Raw genomic sequence first — 20,134 nt, 5'->3', positions numbered from 1 at the left:
CCTCGCGCGCTCAGGCGCGGCGGCGGGCGAGCACGTCGTTGACGGCGTCGAGGGCCGGGGCCTTCGTGGCCCGGATCGCCTTGCGGCCGTGCTCGAGCGGGCTGTCATCCCGTGCGGAGTCGCTGAGCTCGTTGCGGTAGCCGAGCTCTGCGGCGAACTGTGCGGCGATGTCCTCGCGGCTGCGGGCCTCGGTCTCGTACGAGCTCGCGTCGGCGGCCTTCGCCGCGGGCACGGCGTGCTCGGCTTCGGGGGCATCGACATAGCTCGGCACGGGCAGCGGCGTCGGCGACCAGCCTCCGCGGGCCATGAGGCGCTGCTGGAACGGATCGGTCACTGCCGGAGCAGCGTCCTTCGCCTGCGGGGCACGCGCCGGTTCGGGAGCCGCCTCGGCGAGATCATCGGCCAGGCCGGTCCCGGTCACAGCATCGGACTCGGAAGCGGACTCGGTCGAGGCGGAACTCGACTTCGCATCCTCGTCCTCGGCGGGAGCGGCGGTGGCCTCGTCGATGACGGGAATCGGTCCGGTGAGGAGGATCTGACGAGTCGTGTGCCCTTCGGCGGCCTCGCTGCGGATGTGCACGATCGGGATCTCCCCGGTCACGGCTTCCTCACGGGCGTACTTCGCCGTGGCGCTGCGCTGCATGACCGCACGGGCGCGAGCGGCCTTCGCGGCAGCGGCCGGTTCGGCTGCCTCCGCGTTCGACTCCGCAGCCGCCGTGGCAGGTGCGGCCGAGGCTGCAGGCTTGGCCGCTGCGACCGACTTCGCGACGGTGCGCTGGGCAGCCGTGGCCGACCGCGATGCCGGTGTCCGTGCTGTCGACTGCGCAGTCGGCGCGCTCGGCTCGGCAGGCTCCGAGACCGCCCGAGCGGGGGCCTCCTCGACCGCATCGGACTCGCGGCCGCGGACCGGTGTCGTGCCGAAGCCGCGGAGCTGGCGTTTGATGTCGCGCTTGCGCAGATTGAGGGTCCGCACGATGAAGAGCGAGACCACCGCGAGTCCCGCGAACACCCCGATGAGGGCGGGGTGGACGACGGAGACGAGCGCGAGGGCACCGGTGACGAGGATGCCGAGCACGGAGGCCAGGAACACGAGCGCGAACCCGCGGACCATCGTTCCGGTCGACCGCAGGGATTCGCGCAGGCGGGCAGCACTCTCAGTCATCGCAGGGTCCTCTGTGTCTCGGGCGGTCTGTTCGGGTGTCGCGGGACCGGGCACGGGCGTCTGTGCCCGCGCCGCAGTCGTCGTGGGCCGGTCGGCGCCTCCACCGCGGGGGTGAAGCGGCTGGGTCCGGCCGGCGGAAGTCGGTTGTTGCGGACCTTGCGGGTTCTCGCCGAGGCGGCCCGTGCCACCATTCGCCGAGTTCGTCGGCCCCGACGGGGCCTGGCTGAAGACGGCGCGCACCGCAGGATGCAGGGGACGGACGTCGGCGGCGTGCGCGGGATCGTGCCCGGCGGAGACGAACGTCGACGCGGACTCGCCGACGGCGACGGGCAGCTGCTGGGGCTCCGCGATCTGCGCGTCGGGGGCGACCGCCTCGGCGCGGGACTCACCGTCTCCGTCGATGACGGCGAGTTCCGGGGTCTGGGCGGACAGCCGCAGGCTGGGAACCGTGCCGGCAGGGGTGTGACCGATGCGCGGCACGGACGGCTGGGCCGCCTCGGCGCGGAAGATGGTGACACGTTCTGCCTCGTCACGGCAGGGATTCTGGGACTCGGCACGGACCACCCGGGCATCATCGGGGACACGGTCGAGGTCGATGCGGGAGATCTCGGTGGCCGAGCGGCGGATCAGTGCGGGCACGACGACGACGAAGACCACGGCGATGGCGATGACGACGATGATGCTGGTGTCCACACTGCAAACCCTAGAGGTCACAATTGGACAACGTCGTGAACGACGGTGGTGTGTCGGTCAATCCGCCAGGAAGTTCACACGATTCGGTTCAGGCCCTGCTCACACCGGGTTCGTCGCGGCCTCCGCCGGTGCCGTGACGGAAGGCTGCGAGGATGCCGTGGGGGACGTCTTCGACGGTGAGCGCGAACGTCCGGTGATCGCTCCATCGCCCGTCGATGTGCATGTAGTTGCGCCGCAGGCCCTCGTCGCGGAAGCCGAGCTTCTCGACGACGCGCAGGCTCGCCGCGTTCTCCGGGCGGATGTTGATCTCGATGCGATGGAGGCCGAGGGAGAACATGCAGTGATCGGTGGCCATCGCCACCGCGAGCGGGGTGATTCCGCGGCCGGCGACGCGGGAGTCGATCCAGTAGCCGATCTGCCCGCTGAGGATCGAGCCCCACGTGATCCCGGAGACGGTGAGCTGCCCGCGGAACTCACCGGCGACCTCGATGGCGAAGGGGACGGACTGACCGCGCTTGGCCTGCTTGTCATACATCCGCACCATCGCCCGGAAGCTCGGGGTCTCCTGGCCGGGCACCGGCAGCGTCGCGTCCCAGGGGCGCAGCCAGTCGCGGTTGAAGGCACGGACCTCACGCCATGCGGACTCGTCGCCGCGACGCAGGGGTCGCAGCGTCACCGCCGCCGTGGTGTCGCGCAGTTCGATCGGCCACAGCGGTCCGTCACCGATCACCGGGGCCTCCGGGAGGCACCGGGGTCCCGGAGAGTCATCGGACTCACCGGGCAGCCTCTGCGGCTGCCGGGGTCACCGGGCAGCCGCCCCGTGGCGCGGCACGATCTCGCATCGGCGTTCAGTCGAGGTCCGCCACGTACTCTTTGAGCCAGCCCTTGAGGTCGTCGCCGAGGTCGTCGCGCGAGCACGCGATCTGCACAACGGCCTTGAGGTAGTCGAGCTTGTCACCGGTGTCGTAGCGGTCACCGCTGAAGACGACGCCGTAGACGCCGTGGCTCGCGGCGTCCCCGGCCAGGGTCTGCAGGGCGTCGGTGAGCTGGATCTCGTTGCCGCGGCCGGGCTCCGTCGTCTCGAGGACGTCGAAGATCTCCGGCGCGAGGACGTAGCGGCCGATGATCGCGAGGTTCGACGGCGCCTCCTCCCGGGCGGGCTTCTCGACGAGACCGGTGATCTTGACGACCTCGGCGTCATCGGTCTGTTCGACGGCGGCGCAGCCGTAGAGGTGGATGAGCTCGGGCGGAACCTCCATGAGGGCGACGACGCTGCCGCCGGTGGATTCGGCGACGTCGATCATCTTCGGCAGGATCGGGCTGCGCTCGTCGATGAGATCGTCACCGAGGAGGACGGCGAACGGCTCATCGCCGACGTGCTGGCGTCCCTTGAGCACGGCGTGGCCGAGGCCCTTGGGGTCGCCCTGGCGCACGTAGTGGATGTCGGCGAGCTCCGAGGAGTGGCGGACGGCGGCGAGCTTCTTGTCGTCGCCCTTCTTCGCCAGTGCGGCTTCGAGTCCGTCGACCCGGTCGAAGTGGTCCTCGAGGGGACGCTTGTTGCGTCCGGTGATCATGAGGACGTCCTCGAGACCGGCGGACACGGCTTCTTCGACGACGTACTGGATCGCCGGCTTGTCGACGACGGGCAGCATCTCCTTGGGGGTGGCCTTGGTGGCGGGGAGGAATCGAGTTCCGAGGCCGGCGACGGGGATGACGGCCTTGCGAACTGTGCTGTGGGATTGATCGCTCATGACGTTCATCTTAACCAGTCCTCACCCACCGGTTACGCTGAAGGGCGTGGATCCTGAGACATCGAAGGCGCGTCTGCGCGCGCAAGTGCGGGCGCGCCGGGCCGAGCGGTTCCGCGCGTCGTCCCGGCCGGATGAGCCGACGATTGCGACTGCCCTCACCGAGGCGATCGCCCGGATGAGGCCCGGTGACGACTTCACCGGACGGACCGTCGTCGCCTACGCGGGCCTGCCCGGCGAACCCGATCTCGACCCGGCGCTCGATGACCTCCTGCGCCGCGGGGCGCGCGTCCTGCTGCCCGTCGTCACCCGCCTCGGTGAGGCCCTGCGATTCGGCGAGGTGACCGGAACAATGGCCACGCTGCGGCCGCAGGGTCGTTGGGGGATCCGGGAACCTGTCGCCCAGCTGAGCGCCACCGCCCTCCTCGCCGAGGCGGTCCCCGACCTCATCCTCGTCCCCGCCCTCGGATTCGGGCCCGGCGGAGCCCGCCTCGGCAACGGCGGAGGGTTCTACGACCGGACGTTCGGACCATTCGGGGAAGCACCCCTCGACCAGGCGCAGAGCCCCCGCACCGCACCGGGCCCGCGGGTCGTCGGCGTCTGCTTCGCCGACGAAACCGATCTGCCCGGGCTCACCGTCGAACCGTGGGATCTGCGCATCGGCGAAACTCTCACCGAGGACGGACTGGAGCGGCCCTCCCCGGAGAAATAAACGCTCACTTATGTGTGTTGTCCTGTGGACAGCTAGTGCGCACCGCGGCGCGACACCGCCGATGCTCGGCCCCGTGGACTATAATCCTTACGTCGAAGAAAGGTTCCGAATGCCCGTCTATTCCTACGCATGCAAGAGCTGCGGTCACAAGTTCGATATCCACCAGGACTTCAGCGACGACTCGCTCACGATCTGCCCCGAATGCCAGGGACAGTTGAAGAAGGTCTTCGGCACCGTGGGAATCAGCTTCAAGGGCTCGGGCTTCTACGCCACCGACTCCCGCAACAGCTCCTCGAGTTCGCTCTCGCCGTCGCACAAGGATTCCGCGCCCAGCGGCTCCTCGGATTCCTCGAAGTCCGCGTCGTCGACAGGAGGCTCCTCCGGCTCCGATTCGTCGTCTGCGAAGAAGGTCGGCGCGAGCTCCTCATCGGGTTCCTGATCCCGCTCACTCGCGTGCAGTCCCCTGGGGACGCCGCCGCCACTCGTGTTCAGCTCCCCTGTGGATGCCCACCGCGCATCCACAGGGGAGCTGTCGTCTGTTGACCTCGCCGATGCCACGGGCGCATCGTCTCCACCATGACGCTCATCGAACGCATCAGGCGCCAGCTGCCCTCGCCGGCCGCCGGGACCAGGGTGCGGCCGCGACGACTCCTCGCGGCCGCCTGCATCGCCGGTGCGTGCGCGCTGCTCGCCTGGCTCCTCACTCCGGCACAGGGCGACACCCCGGTCGTCGTGGCCGCCGCGGACCTCGCTCCGGGGACTGAGCTCACCGCCGCTGATCTCACTCTCGTCGACTATCCCCGCGACTTCGTTCCGAGCAAGGCGTTCTCCGCGATCGATGAGGCAGTGGACAAACGGACCTCGGCGGGCGTGTCCGAGGGGTCCCCGCTCACCGCCGCCGCGGTACTCGATCAGCAGGCGCTGCCGGCGGGGAGCACCGATCTCATCATGCCCGTCCGGCTTGCCGATGATGAGTCCGCGGGCCTGCTGCAGCCGGGCCAGCGCATCCGCCTCTTCAGCTCGCTTCCCGAGGGCGGATCGGAGGTCGTCGTCGAGGAGGTGACGATCGCGCGCCTCATCCGGAAGGAGAACGGCATCGCCGCGGAATCAGGCCAACTTGTCTCTGTAATACTGTCGCCCGACGACGCCGGACGGATAGCGGAATTCGCCGGTCTGCCGATCAGCTTTGCAATCCTCCCTCAGTGAATCGCGATTCTTCCGGCGGAGAAAGCCTTTGTTGCGCCGGTCACATTCATCGCCGACACCGGGATGTCGCGATTTGTTCGCATGTCTATGCTGTTGAGATCTCTTGCTGGTGTGTACTATGTAACCGTCATTGAAAGATTAGAGTTGCATTAATGCTCACACCACTGAAAGGGTGCCGCTAATGCTTAAGGGTTTCAGAGACTTCATTCTCCAGGGGAATGTCGTCGAGTTGGCAACTGCCGTTATCATCGGCAGCGCCTTCACTGCGATCGTCACGGCGTTCTCCGACAAGATCATCAACCCGCTCATCGCGGCGGTCGGCGGCGCCGAGGGACCAGCGCTCGCGTTCCGCATCAAGCCGAACGTGCCGGAGACGACCATCGACATCGGTGCGGTCATCACTGCGGCGATCAACTTCCTCATCGTTGCCGCCATCGTGTACTTCATCATCATCGTCCCGATGAACAAGCTCAATGAGCTGCGCAAGCGCGGTGTGCCCGAGTCCGAGGTGCCCCCGACCGCTGAGGACCTGCTCGGCGACATCCGCGATCTGCTGCGCAACCAGGCTGCGGCCAACGCCGGACCTGCCGGTGGCGCCCAGGGCCAGGGCGGCGGGTACATCGACCCGAATGAGCCTCCGCGCCACTGAGTCCCCGACGTGGTCACGATGGGCCGTCTCCCCTGCCGGGAGGCGGCCCTTCGTCATGTCGGCGGCGAGGGTCCGTGCGCCGAGTGGTTTCAGGTTCTGGTTGTCTCGGGCGCCCGGTGGTCTCAGGCGTCTGGTCGTCTCAGCCCGGGTGGTCTCAGCCCGAGGCAGCTTCAGGCCGGCGCGTGCGAGTCCGCGCTGTCACCAGTGCGGGGGCTTCTGCGACCGGTAGTGCTCGGCGCTGAATCCCTCAGTGCCGGATTCGGCTTCGTTGCGCAGGGTCGCACGATACTTCCGCAGCGCCCTCTCGAGGCGCTCCTTCCTCACCGCATCCTCGTCCGTTGTCGGGCGGTCCCCGTCCGATGTGGGCTGGTCGTCGGCTGGCGAGTGGCGATCTTCGGCGGACGTGGGGCTGTCCTCGACGGCATGACTCTCGGTTGGTGCCTCTCCTGCCCCGCGATTCCCTTCCGGCACGGCTGAGCGATCCGCGGCAGACGCATCCTCAGCCGCATGGGAGGCCGGGTTGTTCGCGGGTGTCTTAGCGTCGTCAGGACTGCTCATCGGAGCGGTCTCGCTCACCGCTGCGGGAGCCGGCTGCCGCATCCTCCCCCGAGGCGCTCGTCGCCTCAGCGTCCGACCTCGGCGCGGCAACGACGTCCGACTCTTTGCCGGCAGCGTCGTCCGACTCCGCATCCGAACCAGCACCGCCCGCTCCGGTCTCCCCCGCACGGTCGGTCGCAACAGGGTCACCCGCTGCCGAGGCATCCGTTGCCGAGGCATCCGCCTCGGCGTCGATGAGACCGGCATCGCGCAGCGACTCCGCGCGGATCTGCCCGGTGTCGAAGCTCGGAATGACCTCGCCCTCCACGGGACCGCGCGCATCAGCGGTCGGGATGAACACCTCGGCGCCGGTGACCTTCTTCGCCTGCGCATGGCGCTGACGGTAGCGGTCGACCGCCGCCTGCAGCTGCGTCTCCCCGCGAGGGCTGTTGCCCTTCTGCGCGAGTGCGGTCCGCAGGAGTTCCTTGATCTCCCCGTCGCCGCGCACCACCGCATCCGACTGGATCCAGTCGATCATCGCGTCGAGACCCTCGTCAGAGTACTTGTGCATCGGCAGTCCGGGGACGAGCTTCGGTCGGCTGCCCGTGCGCCCGACGACGACGGACGCTGCGCGGGCGGCGTTGAGCACGGCCTGCGGACTCATCGTCTCGACCGTCGCCTTCCATGCGTCGAAGACTTTCTCCGTCTCGGCCTGCGGATCGACGAAGGCATCCGTCGACCATACGCGCATGAACTTCCATCCGCGGCGCTCGAGCTGTTCGGGCACGACCCGGTCGCGCTGGCGGAGGCTGCGGATCGAGGCGTAGTCGGGGCCGTCGCCGGAGACGGCGATGATCATCCCGTGCTCGTCCTCGGCGGAGTTCGCAACCGCGAGGTCGATGCCGTTGTAGTGCTCGTGGGCGACGACGCCGAGCTGGAGGAGTCGATCGGCGATGTCGTTGAACAGCGGATCGTAGATCTCCCCGTGCGGGCCCGGCTGGCGGACACCACCTGCGGCGATCTCCTCGAACAGCTTCGGCAGCAGGGTCGCACCCCCGGTGAGCTTCGCTTCGTCGAAGTCGTCGGACTCGATGCTCGAGACCACCGTAAGGCGCTTGCGGGCCCGCGTGACGACGGCGGCGAGGATCCGATCCCCGTCGGGGCCCGAGAGCGGACCGAAGTCCGGGATGACCCGGCCGTGCACGGTGCGTCCGTAGCCGAGGGAGAAGATCACTGCATCCCGTGACATGCCCTGCACGCGTTCGGCATCGGTGACGACGAACGGCTCCTTGCCGGGGTCGTTGAAGAACGCCGCGACATAGGGCAGGTCCTTCATCGCCCGGGAGATCGCCGTGGCGATCCGCTGTGCATGGTGGGGCGTGAGCGCGACGACGGCGAGGGATTCCCTCGACCGCGTGCGCGCGTGCTTGAGCACCAGTTCGACGACACGCTTGACCTCGGCATCGGGGCTTTCGACGCGTCCCGTGCCGATGTCGGTGGGTCCGCGCCCCTCGGAGACGTAGGAGAATTCGAGGCCGGTGCCCTCCCCGGTGTGCGCCGTCGGCAGCGTCGAGATCGTCGAATCGTAGAAGTGGCGGTTCGCGAGATCGATGAGGCCGACAGGAGAGAGCCGGTAGGAGTTCGAGAGGTTCATCCGCGGCAGGAACTCGCCGAGGCGGTCCTGCACCGAGTCCGGGTGGTCCCCATCGTCGGTGCCCCACCGGTCGACGGCGATGGAGAACGACCGGGGACCGAGCAGACGCGAGTCGCCGAGCGAGATGACCTGACGGGCGCGGGTGATGCCGGGCACGACGTCGGCGACCGAGAGCCGACCGCCGTCGGCGATGACGACGGCGTCGAAGAGCGGAAGGGCGGCGAAGAGCTCCGGCACGGTGTAGGGGCTGGCCATCCACACGGGGGCGAGCGTCGTGAGGAGGTCCGGGGCCTTCGTCGACATCCGCTGCACCGAGGTGTGCGGGGAGAGCAGCTCCTGCTTGATGACGCCGGCGGCGATCGGGTCGGCGTCGATCGCGCGCTTCCACGCCTGGGCATGGTTGAACCGCAGGCGACCGGCACCGGCGGCGACGAAGGCACGGTCATTGTCGCGGAAGCCTTCGGCCACGCGGTGGAGGGCGGCCCCGTCGTGGCGGCCGATCTGCGGATCCTCGCTCGCCATCGTCTGCAGCACCGACGCCCAGTAGGCGAGGTCGAACTCCGGGCCGACGAGGTGTTTCTCGACCTTGCGGCGGCGCAGGTCGGTCATGAGCTCGGACATGCCCTCGGCGCTGAGCTCGCGCTGGAGTCGGGAGCGTTCGGGCAGGTCGGCGAGGTTCTCGGAGTCTCCGCCCATCGCCTCGGCGCGGGCCTGGAGCTCCTCGATGAGCATGCCGCCGAGGTCGCCGCCGTCGGGGGTGGTCTCGAGGACCGGGGCGAGCTTAGCGACGTCGGCTTCGACGCCCTGGAGGATCTCATCGGCTTCGAGGACGCCGCGTGGGATCTGCGGACGTCCGTCATGGCCGGCGAGGTCGCGGAGGATGACCCGCTGGGCACGGACGTCGATGAGAGCCGCATGGAGGTCGGGCACCTCGGCGCCGGGACGGAGGAACTCCTGCGCGGACTTCTTCAGGCGCTTGCGCTGGAGCATGCCCATCTCGACGCCGAGCTCGGTCCGGTACTCCGAGGATCCGGTGGCGGCGATGAGGTCGTCGAGCCGGTGGTCGTAGACGTCGGGGGCGAACCGGTCGAGTGTGGCGCGGACCCTGAGGAGGACCTTGATCGCCCGCGACCAGTCGTCGAGGTTGCGTCGGGGGTTGAGCTTGGCCTTCGCGAGCACGGGTTCGACCGCGGCGACGAGGTCGGGCAGGGTGCGCCCGAGGCGTTCGGCGACGGTGCGCGCGGCTTCGGCTTCGTCGACGGATTTGAGGTCGGCGCCGAACCACACGGTGTCTTCGACGTCGAGGGTGAAGGCGCCGAGGGACGCGAGTTCGCCGAGTTTGCCCCGCAGTGCTGTGCGCCGGTCATCGCTGGCTTCGAGGATGTCGTCACCGAACCGGACTCCGGTCTGGGGCGAGTCATCTCCCGAGGTGAGCTCCGCGAGGTGCTGCATCGTCTCGTAGACGGAGACGTCCCACGGCGCGCGCCGGCGGTGCAGGGAGGTGACATGGTCGCTCAGCGTCGCACGCTGCTCGTTGAGCTCGCCGAGCAGGCCCGCGAGATCGGGGCGTTCGGCCCGCTCAGCCGAGCCGATGAGGCCGATGAGCTGACGTTTGATGTGGTCGGCGCCCTCGCGGGTATCGACGGCGAAGTCACTGAGTCCGACCTCGCCGAGGCGGGCGGAGAAATCGTCGAGCGCGTCGGAGGTCTGGGCGAGGAAGAGGACGCTCTTGCCCGTGTGCGCGAGTGTCGTGGCGACCGCGACGGCGACCTGGGTCGCGCCGGTGCCCGGCGGGGTGTCGACGACGACGGACCGTCCGGAGACTGCGGCGTCGACGACGGCCTGCTGGTCACCGTCGACGTCGATGACGAGGAACTCCTCCTGCGGCTTGCGGTCGGGCAGGGGCGTGACCGGTTCCTGGAGCGCCGCGGGCACGAACTCCTCGCCCGCCGCCGGCTTCCCCGACGTCGTCGCATCGGAGGCAGGTGATGTCGTGCCGGGCCGTGCTGTCGAGCCGGATTGTCCCGAACCGGCGGCTGGAGTCGAGCCGGTCTGCGTGGCGGCGCCGGTCGACTCCGCCGAGGTGATCGGCACGGTCGGCTCGCCGGTGTCGTCGCCAGCCTCGGGTGCTGTGTCGGTCTCGGCACTGGCGCCGGGCGCGGCTGTGCCTGTCGCGGCTGCATCGGACCGGTCCGTCGCGGCGTCCGCGCCCGTCGCAGCGTCCGTGCCAGTCGCAGTCTTCTTGGGAGTTCCGGTCTTCTCATCCGGCGTCGCAGCGCTGCCGGAGGCGGTCGAGTCCGCGGTCGTCGAGTCCGCGGTTGTCGACCCTGAGGTCGTTGCGGCACCGGATGTTCGGTCACCGGTGGTCTTGTCGTCGGCAGCGCGGTCGTCGGCCGCACGATCACTGCGCGCGGCGCTGCTGTCTTCGTCGCCGCTCGCCGACGTCGGTGCACCGTCCGCAACGGACGCCTTGACGGCGGTGGTCGTCGACTCGGTCGCGTCCGCTTTGGCTGAGGCCGTGGTGTCGGATTTCGGCTTCTTGCCTGCGTCCCGCTTGCCGGCGTCGGCGTCGGCGTCGGAGTCGGTGGACGATGCAGCGTCGTCGCCGTCAGACTTCCCCGCGGTCCTGCGCGATGCGGAGGCGGCACCCGCTTCGGTGTTCGCTGCCGTTGTCGCGTCGGCGTTCGTCGCCGTTGTCGAGTCGGTCCCCGTCGCCGGGCTCGCGCCGGAAGGAGCCGATCCTGTGGTCGGTGACTTCTCGGCGGCGCGATCGGCAGTCCCCGAGGAACCTGCCGCATCGGAATCCGCCCCCGTCGCCGCGGTGACCGTGGCATCGTCGCCGGTGGCTGACGCATCGACGCTGCCTGGCGCGGTCGTGGATGCGGCGGACGTCGCGCCACTCGTGTCCCGTCCCGACGGTGCCGCTGATCGCGGTGTCCGGCACGGCACGGTGGCGCCCCCGCCGAACTGCCCGCGCACCTCGGCGTCGCCGGCGAGTGCCCGCAGGATCGGATGCTGAGTGGGCAGGTAGTCGCCGGTGAACGAACTCGCGATGTTCGCGAACGTCGAGACGATGAAGCGGTGGTTGATCCGCAGACCGGGCACCGACTGGGCGAGTTCGCCGAGGCGGTCAAGGGCGGGCCCCGGGTCGAAGCCGTGCGGCCCCCCGGTGGCGTCGACCCAGTCGTCGACGGGAACCTCAAGGTCGTACACCTCGGCGAGGTGCCGGACGAGGGCCGGGTTGATTGTGATCTCGTTGCCGAGGACGATCTCATAGTCCTCGACACGGGAGCCCCGCGGCACGAGCGTGATGTGGCGGAGCACAACGGGGGCGTTGAACTTGTACTTGGAGTCCTTCTCCGTCCACGAGGCGAAGCCGATCGCGAGGTGGGCGGTGCGGATGCCGCGTTCGGTGTCGAGCTGCTCGGCCTTCGAGCGGATCGACCGGGCGCGACGGCGGGCGTCGGCGAGGATCTCGTGGTCGCGGATCAGGCTCGACAGGCGTGTGGGGCGACCGGCGAGCAGCTGAGCGAGGCCCGACGGGTGGGCTCCCGAGAGGTCGATGCTGCCGTCGCGAGAGTCCCGGAAATGAAGCATGGTGTCGCGACCGCCGAGGTGGGCGGCCTGCTGCTTCCACTCGGCGAACGCGCCCCCGAGCTCTGGGTACTGATCGTCAACAACGGAATCTGGCACAGTTCGACCCTAACGAGAAACTTCCCATAACACGTGCTGGCGCACCGTGAATCATCGAGGTTTCTTCTACGCTACACTGGGTGATCGTGGTTGACGACAGCCACACGGCCCCCGTAGCTCAGGGGATAGAGCACCGCTCTCCTAAAGCGGGTGTCGGCAGTTCGAATCTGCCCGGGGGCGCCTTCACGCCGCTTCTCAGCAGGGCCGCCTCACGTCAGTGCGAGCAGCACGAGCCCGGCCAGCACCGACCCGATCATCACGGCAAGCCCCATTGCCAGAGTCGCTGTCCATCCCATCGCCTTGCCGACCATGACCATCGACGGGATGCTCAGCGCCGGCAGTGCGATGAGCAGCGCCCCGGTCGTCCCCGCTCCGACCCCGGCGGCCAGCAGCGTGATGATGATAGGGATCTCACCGCCGGTCGGAATGACGAGCAGTGTGCCGACGCACGCGGCGACGATGATCGCGAGTGCTCCCAACTGGCTCTCGAGGCCGCAGAGCCCGGTCAGCCAGGGAGCGACGAGGCCGATGACGAAGACGAGGGCGAGGTGTTCGGGGACGAGGATGAGCGCGAACCGCGACAGTGAGCGCAGATAGCGCAGCGGCATCGATGACAATCGCACGGGCTCGCTGGCGGCCGGTGTCGGAACGTCCTTGACCCGACCGGCCAACCACGTGCCGATGAGGGCGCTGGCACCGACGGCGATGAGGAGTCCGACGCCGATGCGCGTGCCCACGTACTGCCACGGCAGGACGAGACCGAGGAAGATGAGCACGGCCGGGTTGAGGAGCGGATTGCCGACCCAGTACGCGAGGGCGGCGCTGCGGGTGACACCGCTGCTTCGCAGGCCAGCCGCCACCGGCGCCGCGCAGCATGTGCACATCATGCTCGGCAGCGACAGCGTCGCACCGACGAGTGACTGGGTCGCCGTGTGCCGCCGGTTCATCACCCGCAGCAGCCAGTCGCGGGGCACGAGAGCATCGATCGCCGCAGCGACGAGGAGTGCGACGACGAGGGCCTTCCACACTGCGAGGAAGTACGCGAGGGTGAAGTCCCAGGCCCCCGTCAGTGACATCGCGTCCCCGGCGACGGCGAACAGTGAGCTGCCGTCCCACACGGACGTCTCACTCAGCGTCCACGCCCGGTCCCAGTACGGCAGCCACTTCGACCAGGTGAGGCCGCCGACGAGGAGGACGACGAGGAATCCCAGACCGATCCAGTCCGCGGTGCCGAGACGACGGCGCCGCCCTGTCGGAGGCGGCGCCGTCTGTGCTGGAGCATCCACCGTGTCAGAGACTCGGCTCGGGGATCTCTCCCTCTTCCCGCCGCTTGTCGGCGTCACGGGAGACCCGCACGACCATCGTCGGGCACTGCGAGTACGGCAGCACCGACTGCGAAGTCGACCCGAGGAGCAGGCCGGCGAAACCGCCGCGCCCACGGGACCCGATGACGAGGACCTCTGCGGTGTCGGAGGCGCGCACGAGCACCTCGGCGGGCTGCCCGTCGAAGAGGGTCCACGTGACGTCGAGGTCGGGGAACTCGTCCTTGATCCGCTGCTTGGCGACGACGAGCTTGTCAGCGCCTTCGTTGATGAGGCGTTCGAGATCGGCGGTGCTCGGCAGCCATTCGGGACCGATGACCGTCGTCGTGATGACCGCGACGATGTGCAGCGGCGACCCGCGCCGCACGGCAAGCCGGGCCGCCTTCCACAGGGCCGGCGACTCGGCCCCGAGCGAATCGACGCCGACGACGACCTTGCCGTCGAAGCGCAGGCCCTCGATCGCCTCGGCGTCGGGATCCGTCTCCTCGATCTCTCCGCGGTCCTGGCGGATCGGGCGTGACGACGTCGGATGGGCGGCCTTGTCCGTCTCGGCCTGCCATGCCGCTGGAACGACGACCGTCGGGCACGCGGAGTGTGCGGGCAGTGCGCTCGAGACGGTGCCGAGCAGACGGCCGGCGAACCCGCCGCGGCCACGCGAACCGACGACGGTCAGTCCCCCGGTCTTCGACTCCTCGATGAGCACGCCGGCGGCATCGCCGATCTCGATGACGGCTTCGACCGGCACGCCGGCGGCCTTGACCTCCGCCGCTGCCTCCTTGAGCGTGTTCGTCACCGACTGGCGGATCGCCGAGTCGTCGATCGGCACATACGACACGTCGATCGCCGCGGCGGCGACACTGGGGATCGTGTAGGCCCCGACGAGCCGAATCGGCTTGCCGAGCGACCGTGCTTCCTGGATCGCCCAGTTGAGCGCGTTCCTGCTCGGCGGGGATCCGTCGATGCCGACGATCACCGCGTCGGACTCACCGACCGGCGGCGATCCGGCACCCTGGGTGCGGTCCTGCTCTGACATCGCACGCTCCTTATGTCGCAGCGAACTTCTCACAATCAACACTAGAGCACAATGCGTCGAACACTGCCGTCGATGTCACATCGTTATCCGCAGGCGATCACAGTGCGGACAGCATCGTCACCGGTCAGACCTGTTGTCGGGACCGGAGCGGCGGCACCGGCAGAGGGGTCGGCCGGCGTCGGACGCCGGTGACTGCACCGGGCCCCGGCGACCGCGTCAGCGGTCAGGCCGCATGGCCCATGTCGAGGAACGGACGCCACTGCTCGACGGGCTTGTCGATGCCGCGCATCCAGAACTGACCGACTCGCGGCTCCTTGGGGCGGAAGCTCAGCTTCCACCCGATCTCGCCGAGGGTGCGGTCGCCTTTGCGGTTGTTGCAGTCCCGGCAGCAGGCGACGAGGTTCTCCCAGGTGTTGCCGCCGCCGCGCGAGCGCGGCATGACATGGTCGACCGTGCTCGCCGGCCGGGTGCAGTAGGCGCAGCGATGGTTGTCGCGGCGGAGCACCCCGCGGCGGGAGAGCGAGACCCGACGGTCCCGCGGCGGTCTGACGTACCGAGTGAGCAGAATGACCGAGGGCTGGTCGAGGCTCACGTGCTGCGATCTCACCGGAGCATCCTCCGCCGCGAGCACTGTCGCTTTGCCCGTGAGCACGAGCACGACAGCCCGGGTGAACGGCACGACCGACAGCGGTTCGTATCCGGCATTGAGCACGAGAGTCTTCATATCTCGCCCCTCATCGTCATGTGCGGAGTTGTCCCACTGCTCCGATCACGCAGACGCGCCCGCTGCCGCACCGGCGGCGCACCTGCCCCAGGGAACACAAAAGGCGTCGTGCACCAGCACAACGCCTTGGAAACGGACATAGACACAGATATGTACTCCGCGCCAGAACCTGGAGCGGCTATCCGGAATATTCGACTATGCCCCATCCGATTTCCCATCGCTTACGGAACTCAATCTTCTCAAGAGTAACGCCGATTGCCGCTGTGATCGAATTCATACCGGCGGCGTCATGAATTCTTCCCTCGTCGTTCACTTCCAGCGGCTCTCTGCGCCGATCCTGTCCGGCCGCCACGGCCCTCGGACGCCCAGCACACGAGTGCGTCGCACCGCGCCGGGGATGCAGAAACTCCCCGCCTCACTCGAGGACCGTCGAGTGAAGCGGGGAGTTCCCGGCGAATCGAATCAGAGAACGCGAATGAACTTCGCGCCGCCGTCGATCATCCAGTCGATGCTGCGGTAGCTGGTGTCGACGCGGGGGTTGCCGGCGTCGTACATCATGCCGTTGCCGGCGTAGATGCCGATGTGTCCCGGCTTCCAGATGAGGTCGCCCGGCTGAGCTTCGGACTTCGACACGGTCTTGCCTGCGCTGCCCTGGGCACCGGAGGTGCGGGGCAGGTTGACGCCGACCTTGCCGTAGACGTAGGAGGTGTAGCCCGAGCAGTCCCAACCGCTGGGCGAGGTGCCGCCGGAGACGTAGGGGGTGCCAACGTACTGCTTCGCGATGGCGAGGACCTGCTGGGCCTTCGAGCCATCAGGCATCTTGAAGTCGGAGCCGGAGTCCTTCGAGTCGTCCTTGCCGCTGTCGGACTTGGACGAGGATTTCTTGTCCGACGACGAGGAGTCGGACGAGCTGGAGCTCGCGCTCGAAGCCGGCTTCGGCTCGGGCTTCGGCTCAGGCTTGGGAGCGGGCTTCGCGGTGACGGTCTGGACGTCGGCGCTGAAGGAGGAGCCTTCGGCCTTCTTGTCCTTGTCATCGGTGTTGCCCTTGGCAACGACCGTGGCGGCCTGGTTCTGGAATTCGGCGACCTCAGTGGTCTGCGACTCGGCGGAGACAGCGACGTTGTCGTCTCCGGCCTGACCGGCTGCCGGGAGAACGGCTGCGGTGAGAAGGCCACCGCTGGCAGCGACGACGGCTGCGCGACGTCCGAAGACGGCGGAGTTGGCGTTCAGGAGTTCGGTCAGTTCGGTCAGCGGGGTCTTGACCTTGGTCTCTGCGGCGCGGCGGCCATGGTGCTTAGTTGCCACGTTTTCCTCTCGTCACCTATCGGATTCCTCCGACCGCCACTCTCGGTCCTGGTGTGTGTCACAGCGGGCGTGGCGTGCGGCTCCCGGCGTGAAGTCACCTGCTTGCGCGGGCGACCTCCACAACTGTAACCAATCGGTGATCAATTGTCACGTTTCTGTCACAACCAGGGTGGGGAAACCCTGCGGTTAACCCTAAAAGCCGAGGTGAGAGGCTCGAATGAGATTCATGTCTCCGTAACATTCGCTGTTACAGACACCGGCCCGGGGAGCGGAGATCCGCTCCCCGGGCCGGGTTGTGCAACGTTTCGTTACACAGTCTGAGCACTGTGCGTCGACTCCGTCACAGCGTGCGACCGCGCCGTGATGTCACGACCGGTGACTGATCAGCGCTGGTGGGCGAACACGTGCGAGGCGGTCTCGACGGGAAGGTCGAGGACGTCCTCGGCGCCGGGCACCTGCACGGTGATGTATTCGCCGTTGCGGGTGATCTCGACATCGGTGCCGGGCATGACCCCGGCGACCTGGAACTGCTGGAGGAGGTGGATGTCGACCTGCAGCGGTTCGGCCAGCCATGCGATCGTCAGCTGCGTGGCCCCGTCGCGGGCGACCGCGGTCGCGAGGTCGACCACCTCGGCGCCATTGCTCGCTTCGGCACCGATGACCTCGAGGCCCGGGATCGGGTTGCCGTAGGGACCGGACTTCGTATCGGGCAGCAGGCTAACGAGTTTGCGCTCGACCTGCTCGCTCATCACATGCTCCCACCGGCACGCTTCGTCGTGGACGAGCTCCCACTCGAGACCGACGACGTCGGCGAGGAGCCGTTCGGCCAGACGGTGCTTGCGCATCACCTCGGTGGCGATGCGGCGCCCCTCCGGGGTGAGTTCGAGGTGCCGATCATTGCTCACATGGAGCAGTCCGTCGCGCTCCATCCGGGCCACGGTCTGGGAGACGGTGGGTCCCGAATGGTCGAGGCGCTCGGCGATGCGGGCCCGCAGGGGCACGATCGACTGCTCCTCGAGTTCGATGATCGACTTGAGGTACATCTCGGTTGTATCGACGAGGTCGTTCACTTAAGACCAGCCACTCCACTCTTCGTCTTCAGGTCTGGGAAGACCATGTCAGGCGTTCACACATTTCAGGGGGCGTGCGACCGTGCCCCGGCTGCGGTGTCTCGCGGCCCCCTGAGATTCTCATCGATTCTATCGTGGCCGCGGCATCGCTGCGGTGCTCAGCCCGCGTTGACGTACGCCGTCTTGTGGACGGTGTAGAACTCGCGTGCCGCTCGAGCCTGTTCGCGGGGTCCGTAGCTCGACCCCTTCCGGCCTCCGAACGACACGTGGTAATCCACCCCTGCCGTCGGCGCATTCACCATCACCATGCCTGCCTGGGCATAACGCTTGAAGTGGCTCGAATATTTCAGCGACGATGTGAAGATGCCCGCGGACAAGCCGAACGCGGTGTCGTTGGCCACCCCGAGCGCCTCGTCGTAGTCGGCGACCTTGATCACCGAGGCGACCGGACCGAAGACCTCGTCGACGTTGATCGTGTCGGTCGGTTTCGTGCCCGTGACGAGAGCCGGTGCGAGGAAGTACCCTTCCGTGTCCGCCTCGACGCGGTCACCGCCGGTGACCTCGCCGCCTTCGTCCCGGGCGATGCCGATGTAGCGCAGGTCCTGGGCGAGCTGGTCGTCGGAGACGACGGGACCGATGTCGACGCCCTCGGCGCGGGCATCGCCGACGGTCAGGCCCTGCATCCGCTCGGTGACGAGCCGGACGAATTCGTCGTGGACGTCAGCGGTGACGATGAGCCGTGACGAGGCGGTGCAGCGCTGTCCGGTGGAGAAGAAGGCGCCGTTGACAGCGGCATCGGCGGCGGCGTCGAGGTCGGCGTCGCCGAGGACGACGAGGGGGTTCTTCCCGCCCATCTCACACTGCACGCGGATCCCGTGGTCGCTGGCAGCGGCGATGACTCCGCGCCCCACGGCGGCGGATCCGGTGAAGGTGATGGCGTCGACGTCCGCCGAGGCGGTGAGCACCTCCCCGACGACGCGACCGGGCCCCATGACGAGGTTGAGGACCCCGTCGGGCAGGCCCGCCTCGACGAGGATGTCGACGAGTGCCGAAGCGGAGCCGGGAACGAGTTCGGCCGGTTTGAAGACGACGGTGTTGCCGTAGGCGAGCGTCGGGGCGATCTTCCAGGCGGGGATGGCGATGGGGAAGTTCCACGGCGTGATGACCCCGACGACGCCGATCGGTTCGTGGGTCATCTCGGCGACGAGGCCGGGGCGCACGGAGTCGATGATCTCCCCGGTGTTGCGGATCGTCTCACCGGCGAAGAACTTGAAGATCTGCGCGGCGCGCAGCACCTCACCGCGGGCCTCGGCCAGCTGTTTGCCCTCTTCGCGGGCGAGGAGATCGGCGAGGTCAGCGGCACGCTCGGCGATGAGGGTGCCTGCGGTGTCGAGGATCGCGAAGCGCTGCTGCGCGGGGAAGTCGGCCCAGGCCGGTGCCGCGGCAGCGGCGGCGGCGATGGCGTCGGTGACGGTCTGGGCGTCGGCGCGGGCGAAGCTGCCGATGACGTCGGCGGGATCGGACGGGTTGCGGTTGAGCACGCGGTCCTCGGAGCCGCGGCGCTGTCCGCCGATGAGGTTGTCGAACCGGGCGACCGTGCCTTCCTCCGTGCCGGCGGCGGTGTCCCGGTCGGCCTCCGGGGTCTGTCGCTCCGGTGCCGCCGGGTCGTTGCCGGTCGTGGTGGTGTCGGCCGGTGCCGACTGCGGTGACTGTGCCATTGCTGCTCCTTGAGGATTCGGGGTGGGGTCGGGTCACCCGGCTCACGACGCTGCGAGCCGGGTGACCCGGCAGGGGTCTGGGTCAGGGCGGCTGACTGTCCAGGAGAGAGTCTGGCCTGACCTTTCGGTCAAGGATAGAGGCGGACGAGCTCCCATTGGTCGGCGGCTGCGAGATCGCCGGGGTCGTGGCTGCCGTCGGCGCGTCGGAACACCCACCGGTCGTGGAAGCGGTTCTCCTGTCCCTGCCAGAACTCGATCTCGAACGGCCGGATGCGGAACCCGCCCCAATGCGCCGGTCGCGGCACCTCGCGCCCTTCGAATTCGGTCACCGCGGCGTCGTACTCGGCTTCCATCTGCTCACGCCCGCTCACCGGCTGGGACTGCTTCGACACGCTCGCCGCGATCTGGGAGCCGCGGGGGCGCACCGCGAAGTACGCGTCGGACTCCGCGGCGGCGACCGCCTCGGCGATGCCCCTGATCCGGATCTGCCGATGCATGTCCTGCCACGGGAAACTCGCCGCGATGCGCGGATCGGCGGCGAGCTGCCGTCCCTTCGCCGAGTCGTAGTCGGTGAAGAAGACGAAGCCGGCGGCATCGACGGCCTTGAGCAGGACGATGCGGGCGACGGGACCCCAGTCGTCGAGCGTGGACACGGTCATGGCGTTGGGTTCGCGGACCTGGCCGGCGGCTTCGTCGTACCACGTGCGGAACAGGTCGAGCGGGGAGACCTCGGGGCGGTCGAACGAGGACGAGATGTAGGAGGCCCGGGTCTGGGCCAGGCGGTCGACAGGCTCACTCATGGCTCCACTCTACGGGCGGTCACGGACACGGCCGGACCCTGCGGGGTGCGGGCACGATCCGCACGTGATGAGACGGCCCCCGGTCGCTGTGCTGCGAGACCTTAGAAT

At 68.6% G+C, this 20,134-nt stretch carries 16 protein-coding genes and 1 tRNA gene; 5 read left to right on the top strand and 12 right to left on the bottom strand.

Annotation, left to right across the window (positions count from 1 at the left end; all coding sequences use genetic code 11):
• Positions 1-10 precede the first annotated feature (10 nt).
• From FJ887_RS02960 to galU, 3 genes are all read right to left on the bottom strand, one after another.
• A complete protein-coding gene (locus FJ887_RS02960) occupies positions 11-1,855 on the bottom strand; it encodes a hypothetical protein (RefSeq protein ID WP_137824378.1) in 1,845 nt (614 codons plus the stop codon).
• An 88-nt stretch (positions 1,856-1,943) separates the two neighbouring features.
• Positions 1,944-2,585 (bottom strand): GNAT family N-acetyltransferase, encoded by a 642-nt coding sequence (locus FJ887_RS02955; RefSeq protein ID WP_137824379.1) that lies wholly within the window; start codon positions 2,583-2,585, stop codon positions 1,944-1,946.
• Positions 2,586-2,703: 118 nt separating this feature from the next.
• Positions 2,704-3,606 (bottom strand): UTP--glucose-1-phosphate uridylyltransferase GalU, encoded by a 903-nt coding sequence (galU, locus tag FJ887_RS02950; RefSeq protein WP_137824380.1) that lies wholly within the window; start codon positions 3,604-3,606, stop codon positions 2,704-2,706.
• Positions 3,607-3,652: 46 nt separating this feature from the next.
• On the opposite strand from galU, the gene FJ887_RS02945 reads away from it, so the two are divergent.
• The 4 genes from FJ887_RS02945 (at position 3,653) to mscL (ending at position 6,170) form a co-directional block, all read left to right on the top strand.
• Positions 3,653-4,315, top strand: coding sequence for a 5-formyltetrahydrofolate cyclo-ligase (locus tag FJ887_RS02945; protein WP_249356457.1), 663 nt, complete (start codon positions 3,653-3,655; stop codon positions 4,313-4,315).
• 109 nt (positions 4,316-4,424) lie between these two features.
• Positions 4,425-4,754 (top strand): FmdB family zinc ribbon protein, encoded by a 330-nt coding sequence (locus FJ887_RS02940; RefSeq protein ID WP_137824382.1) that lies wholly within the window; start codon positions 4,425-4,427, stop codon positions 4,752-4,754.
• A gap of 137 nt (positions 4,755-4,891) precedes the next feature.
• On the top strand, positions 4,892-5,521 hold the full coding sequence (locus tag FJ887_RS02935; protein ID WP_137824383.1) for an SAF domain-containing protein: 630 nt from the start codon (positions 4,892-4,894) through the stop codon (positions 5,519-5,521).
• Positions 5,522-5,702: 181 nt separating this feature from the next.
• Positions 5,703-6,170, top strand: a complete 468-nt coding sequence (gene mscL, locus FJ887_RS02930) for a large conductance mechanosensitive channel protein MscL (protein WP_137824384.1) — start codon at positions 5,703-5,705, stop codon at positions 6,168-6,170.
• Positions 6,171-6,368: 198 nt separating this feature from the next.
• Here the strand turns inward: mscL and FJ887_RS18280 are convergent, their stop codons facing one another.
• Positions 6,369-6,494 (bottom strand): hypothetical protein, encoded by a 126-nt coding sequence (locus FJ887_RS18280; RefSeq protein ID WP_283202121.1) that lies wholly within the window; start codon positions 6,492-6,494, stop codon positions 6,369-6,371.
• Positions 6,495-6,714: 220 nt separating this feature from the next.
• On the bottom strand, positions 6,715-12,054 hold the full coding sequence (locus tag FJ887_RS18485) for a PDDEXK-like endonuclease domain-containing protein (protein ID WP_140954808.1): 5,340 nt from the start codon (positions 12,052-12,054) through the stop codon (positions 6,715-6,717).
• 107 nt (positions 12,055-12,161) lie between these two features.
• On the opposite strand from FJ887_RS18485, the gene FJ887_RS02920 reads away from it, so the two are divergent.
• Positions 12,162-12,234, top strand: a tRNA-Arg gene (locus FJ887_RS02920).
• Positions 12,235-12,263: 29 nt separating this feature from the next.
• Here FJ887_RS02920 and FJ887_RS02915 read toward each other — a convergent pair.
• The 7 genes from FJ887_RS02915 to pdxH all read right to left on the bottom strand — a co-directional run bounded on the left by FJ887_RS02915 (position 12,264) and on the right by pdxH (position 20,026).
• On the bottom strand, positions 12,264-13,340 hold the full coding sequence (locus FJ887_RS02915) for a permease (protein ID WP_137824386.1): 1,077 nt from the start codon (positions 13,338-13,340) through the stop codon (positions 12,264-12,266).
• Positions 13,341-13,344: 4 nt separating this feature from the next.
• Positions 13,345-14,409, bottom strand: a complete 1,065-nt coding sequence (locus tag FJ887_RS02910; protein WP_137824387.1) for a universal stress protein — start codon at positions 14,407-14,409, stop codon at positions 13,345-13,347.
• A gap of 223 nt (positions 14,410-14,632) precedes the next feature.
• A complete protein-coding gene (locus FJ887_RS02905) occupies positions 14,633-15,133 on the bottom strand; it encodes an HNH endonuclease (protein ID WP_137824388.1) in 501 nt (166 codons plus the stop codon).
• A 462-nt stretch (positions 15,134-15,595) separates the two neighbouring features.
• Positions 15,596-16,438 carry a C40 family peptidase gene (locus tag FJ887_RS02900; protein ID WP_137824389.1) on the bottom strand — a complete coding sequence of 281 codons (843 nt, stop codon included), beginning with the start codon at positions 16,436-16,438 and terminating at the stop codon, positions 15,596-15,598.
• Between the two features lie 383 nt (positions 16,439-16,821).
• Complete coding sequence (locus FJ887_RS02895; protein WP_137824390.1) at positions 16,822-17,508, bottom strand: iron-dependent transcriptional repressor DtxR; 687 nt, start codon at positions 17,506-17,508, stop codon at positions 16,822-16,824.
• Positions 17,509-17,666: 158 nt separating this feature from the next.
• Positions 17,667-19,226 carry an aldehyde dehydrogenase family protein gene (locus FJ887_RS02890; protein WP_249356460.1) on the bottom strand — a complete coding sequence of 520 codons (1,560 nt, stop codon included), beginning with the start codon at positions 19,224-19,226 and terminating at the stop codon, positions 17,667-17,669.
• 128 nt (positions 19,227-19,354) lie between these two features.
• Positions 19,355-20,026 carry a pyridoxamine 5'-phosphate oxidase gene (gene pdxH, locus FJ887_RS02885; protein WP_137824391.1) on the bottom strand — a complete coding sequence of 224 codons (672 nt, stop codon included), beginning with the start codon at positions 20,024-20,026 and terminating at the stop codon, positions 19,355-19,357.
• Positions 20,027-20,134 lie beyond the last annotated feature (108 nt).

Source organism: Brevibacterium sp. XM4083, from assembly GCF_006489205.2.
Taxonomy (GTDB): Bacteria; Actinomycetota; Actinomycetes; order Actinomycetales; family Brevibacteriaceae; genus Brevibacterium.
This window is presented reverse-complemented; position numbering and strand designations above follow the sequence as displayed.

What these genes read in the sequence shown, in the direction of transcription:
- galU (WP_137824380.1), bottom strand. Translation starts at nt 3,606, where the DNA reads ATGAGCGATCAATCCCACAGCACAGTTCGCAAGGCCGTCATCCCCGTC.
- FJ887_RS02940 (WP_137824382.1), top strand. Translation starts at nt 4,425, where the DNA reads ATGCCCGTCTATTCCTACGCATGCAAGAGCTGCGGTCACAAGTTCGAT.
- FJ887_RS02935 (WP_137824383.1), top strand. Translation starts at nt 4,892, where the DNA reads ATGACGCTCATCGAACGCATCAGGCGCCAGCTGCCCTCGCCGGCCGCC.
- mscL (WP_137824384.1), top strand. Translation starts at nt 5,703, where the DNA reads ATGCTTAAGGGTTTCAGAGACTTCATTCTCCAGGGGAATGTCGTCGAG.
- FJ887_RS02910 (WP_137824387.1), bottom strand. Translation starts at nt 14,409, where the DNA reads ATGTCAGAGCAGGACCGCACCCAGGGTGCCGGATCGCCGCCGGTCGGT.
- FJ887_RS02905 (WP_137824388.1), bottom strand. Translation starts at nt 15,133, where the DNA reads ATGAAGACTCTCGTGCTCAATGCCGGATACGAACCGCTGTCGGTCGTG.
- FJ887_RS02890 (WP_249356460.1), bottom strand. Translation starts at nt 19,226, where the DNA reads ATGGCACAGTCACCGCAGTCGGCACCGGCCGACACCACCACGACCGGC.
- pdxH (WP_137824391.1), bottom strand. Translation starts at nt 20,026, where the DNA reads ATGAGTGAGCCTGTCGACCGCCTGGCCCAGACCCGGGCCTCCTACATC.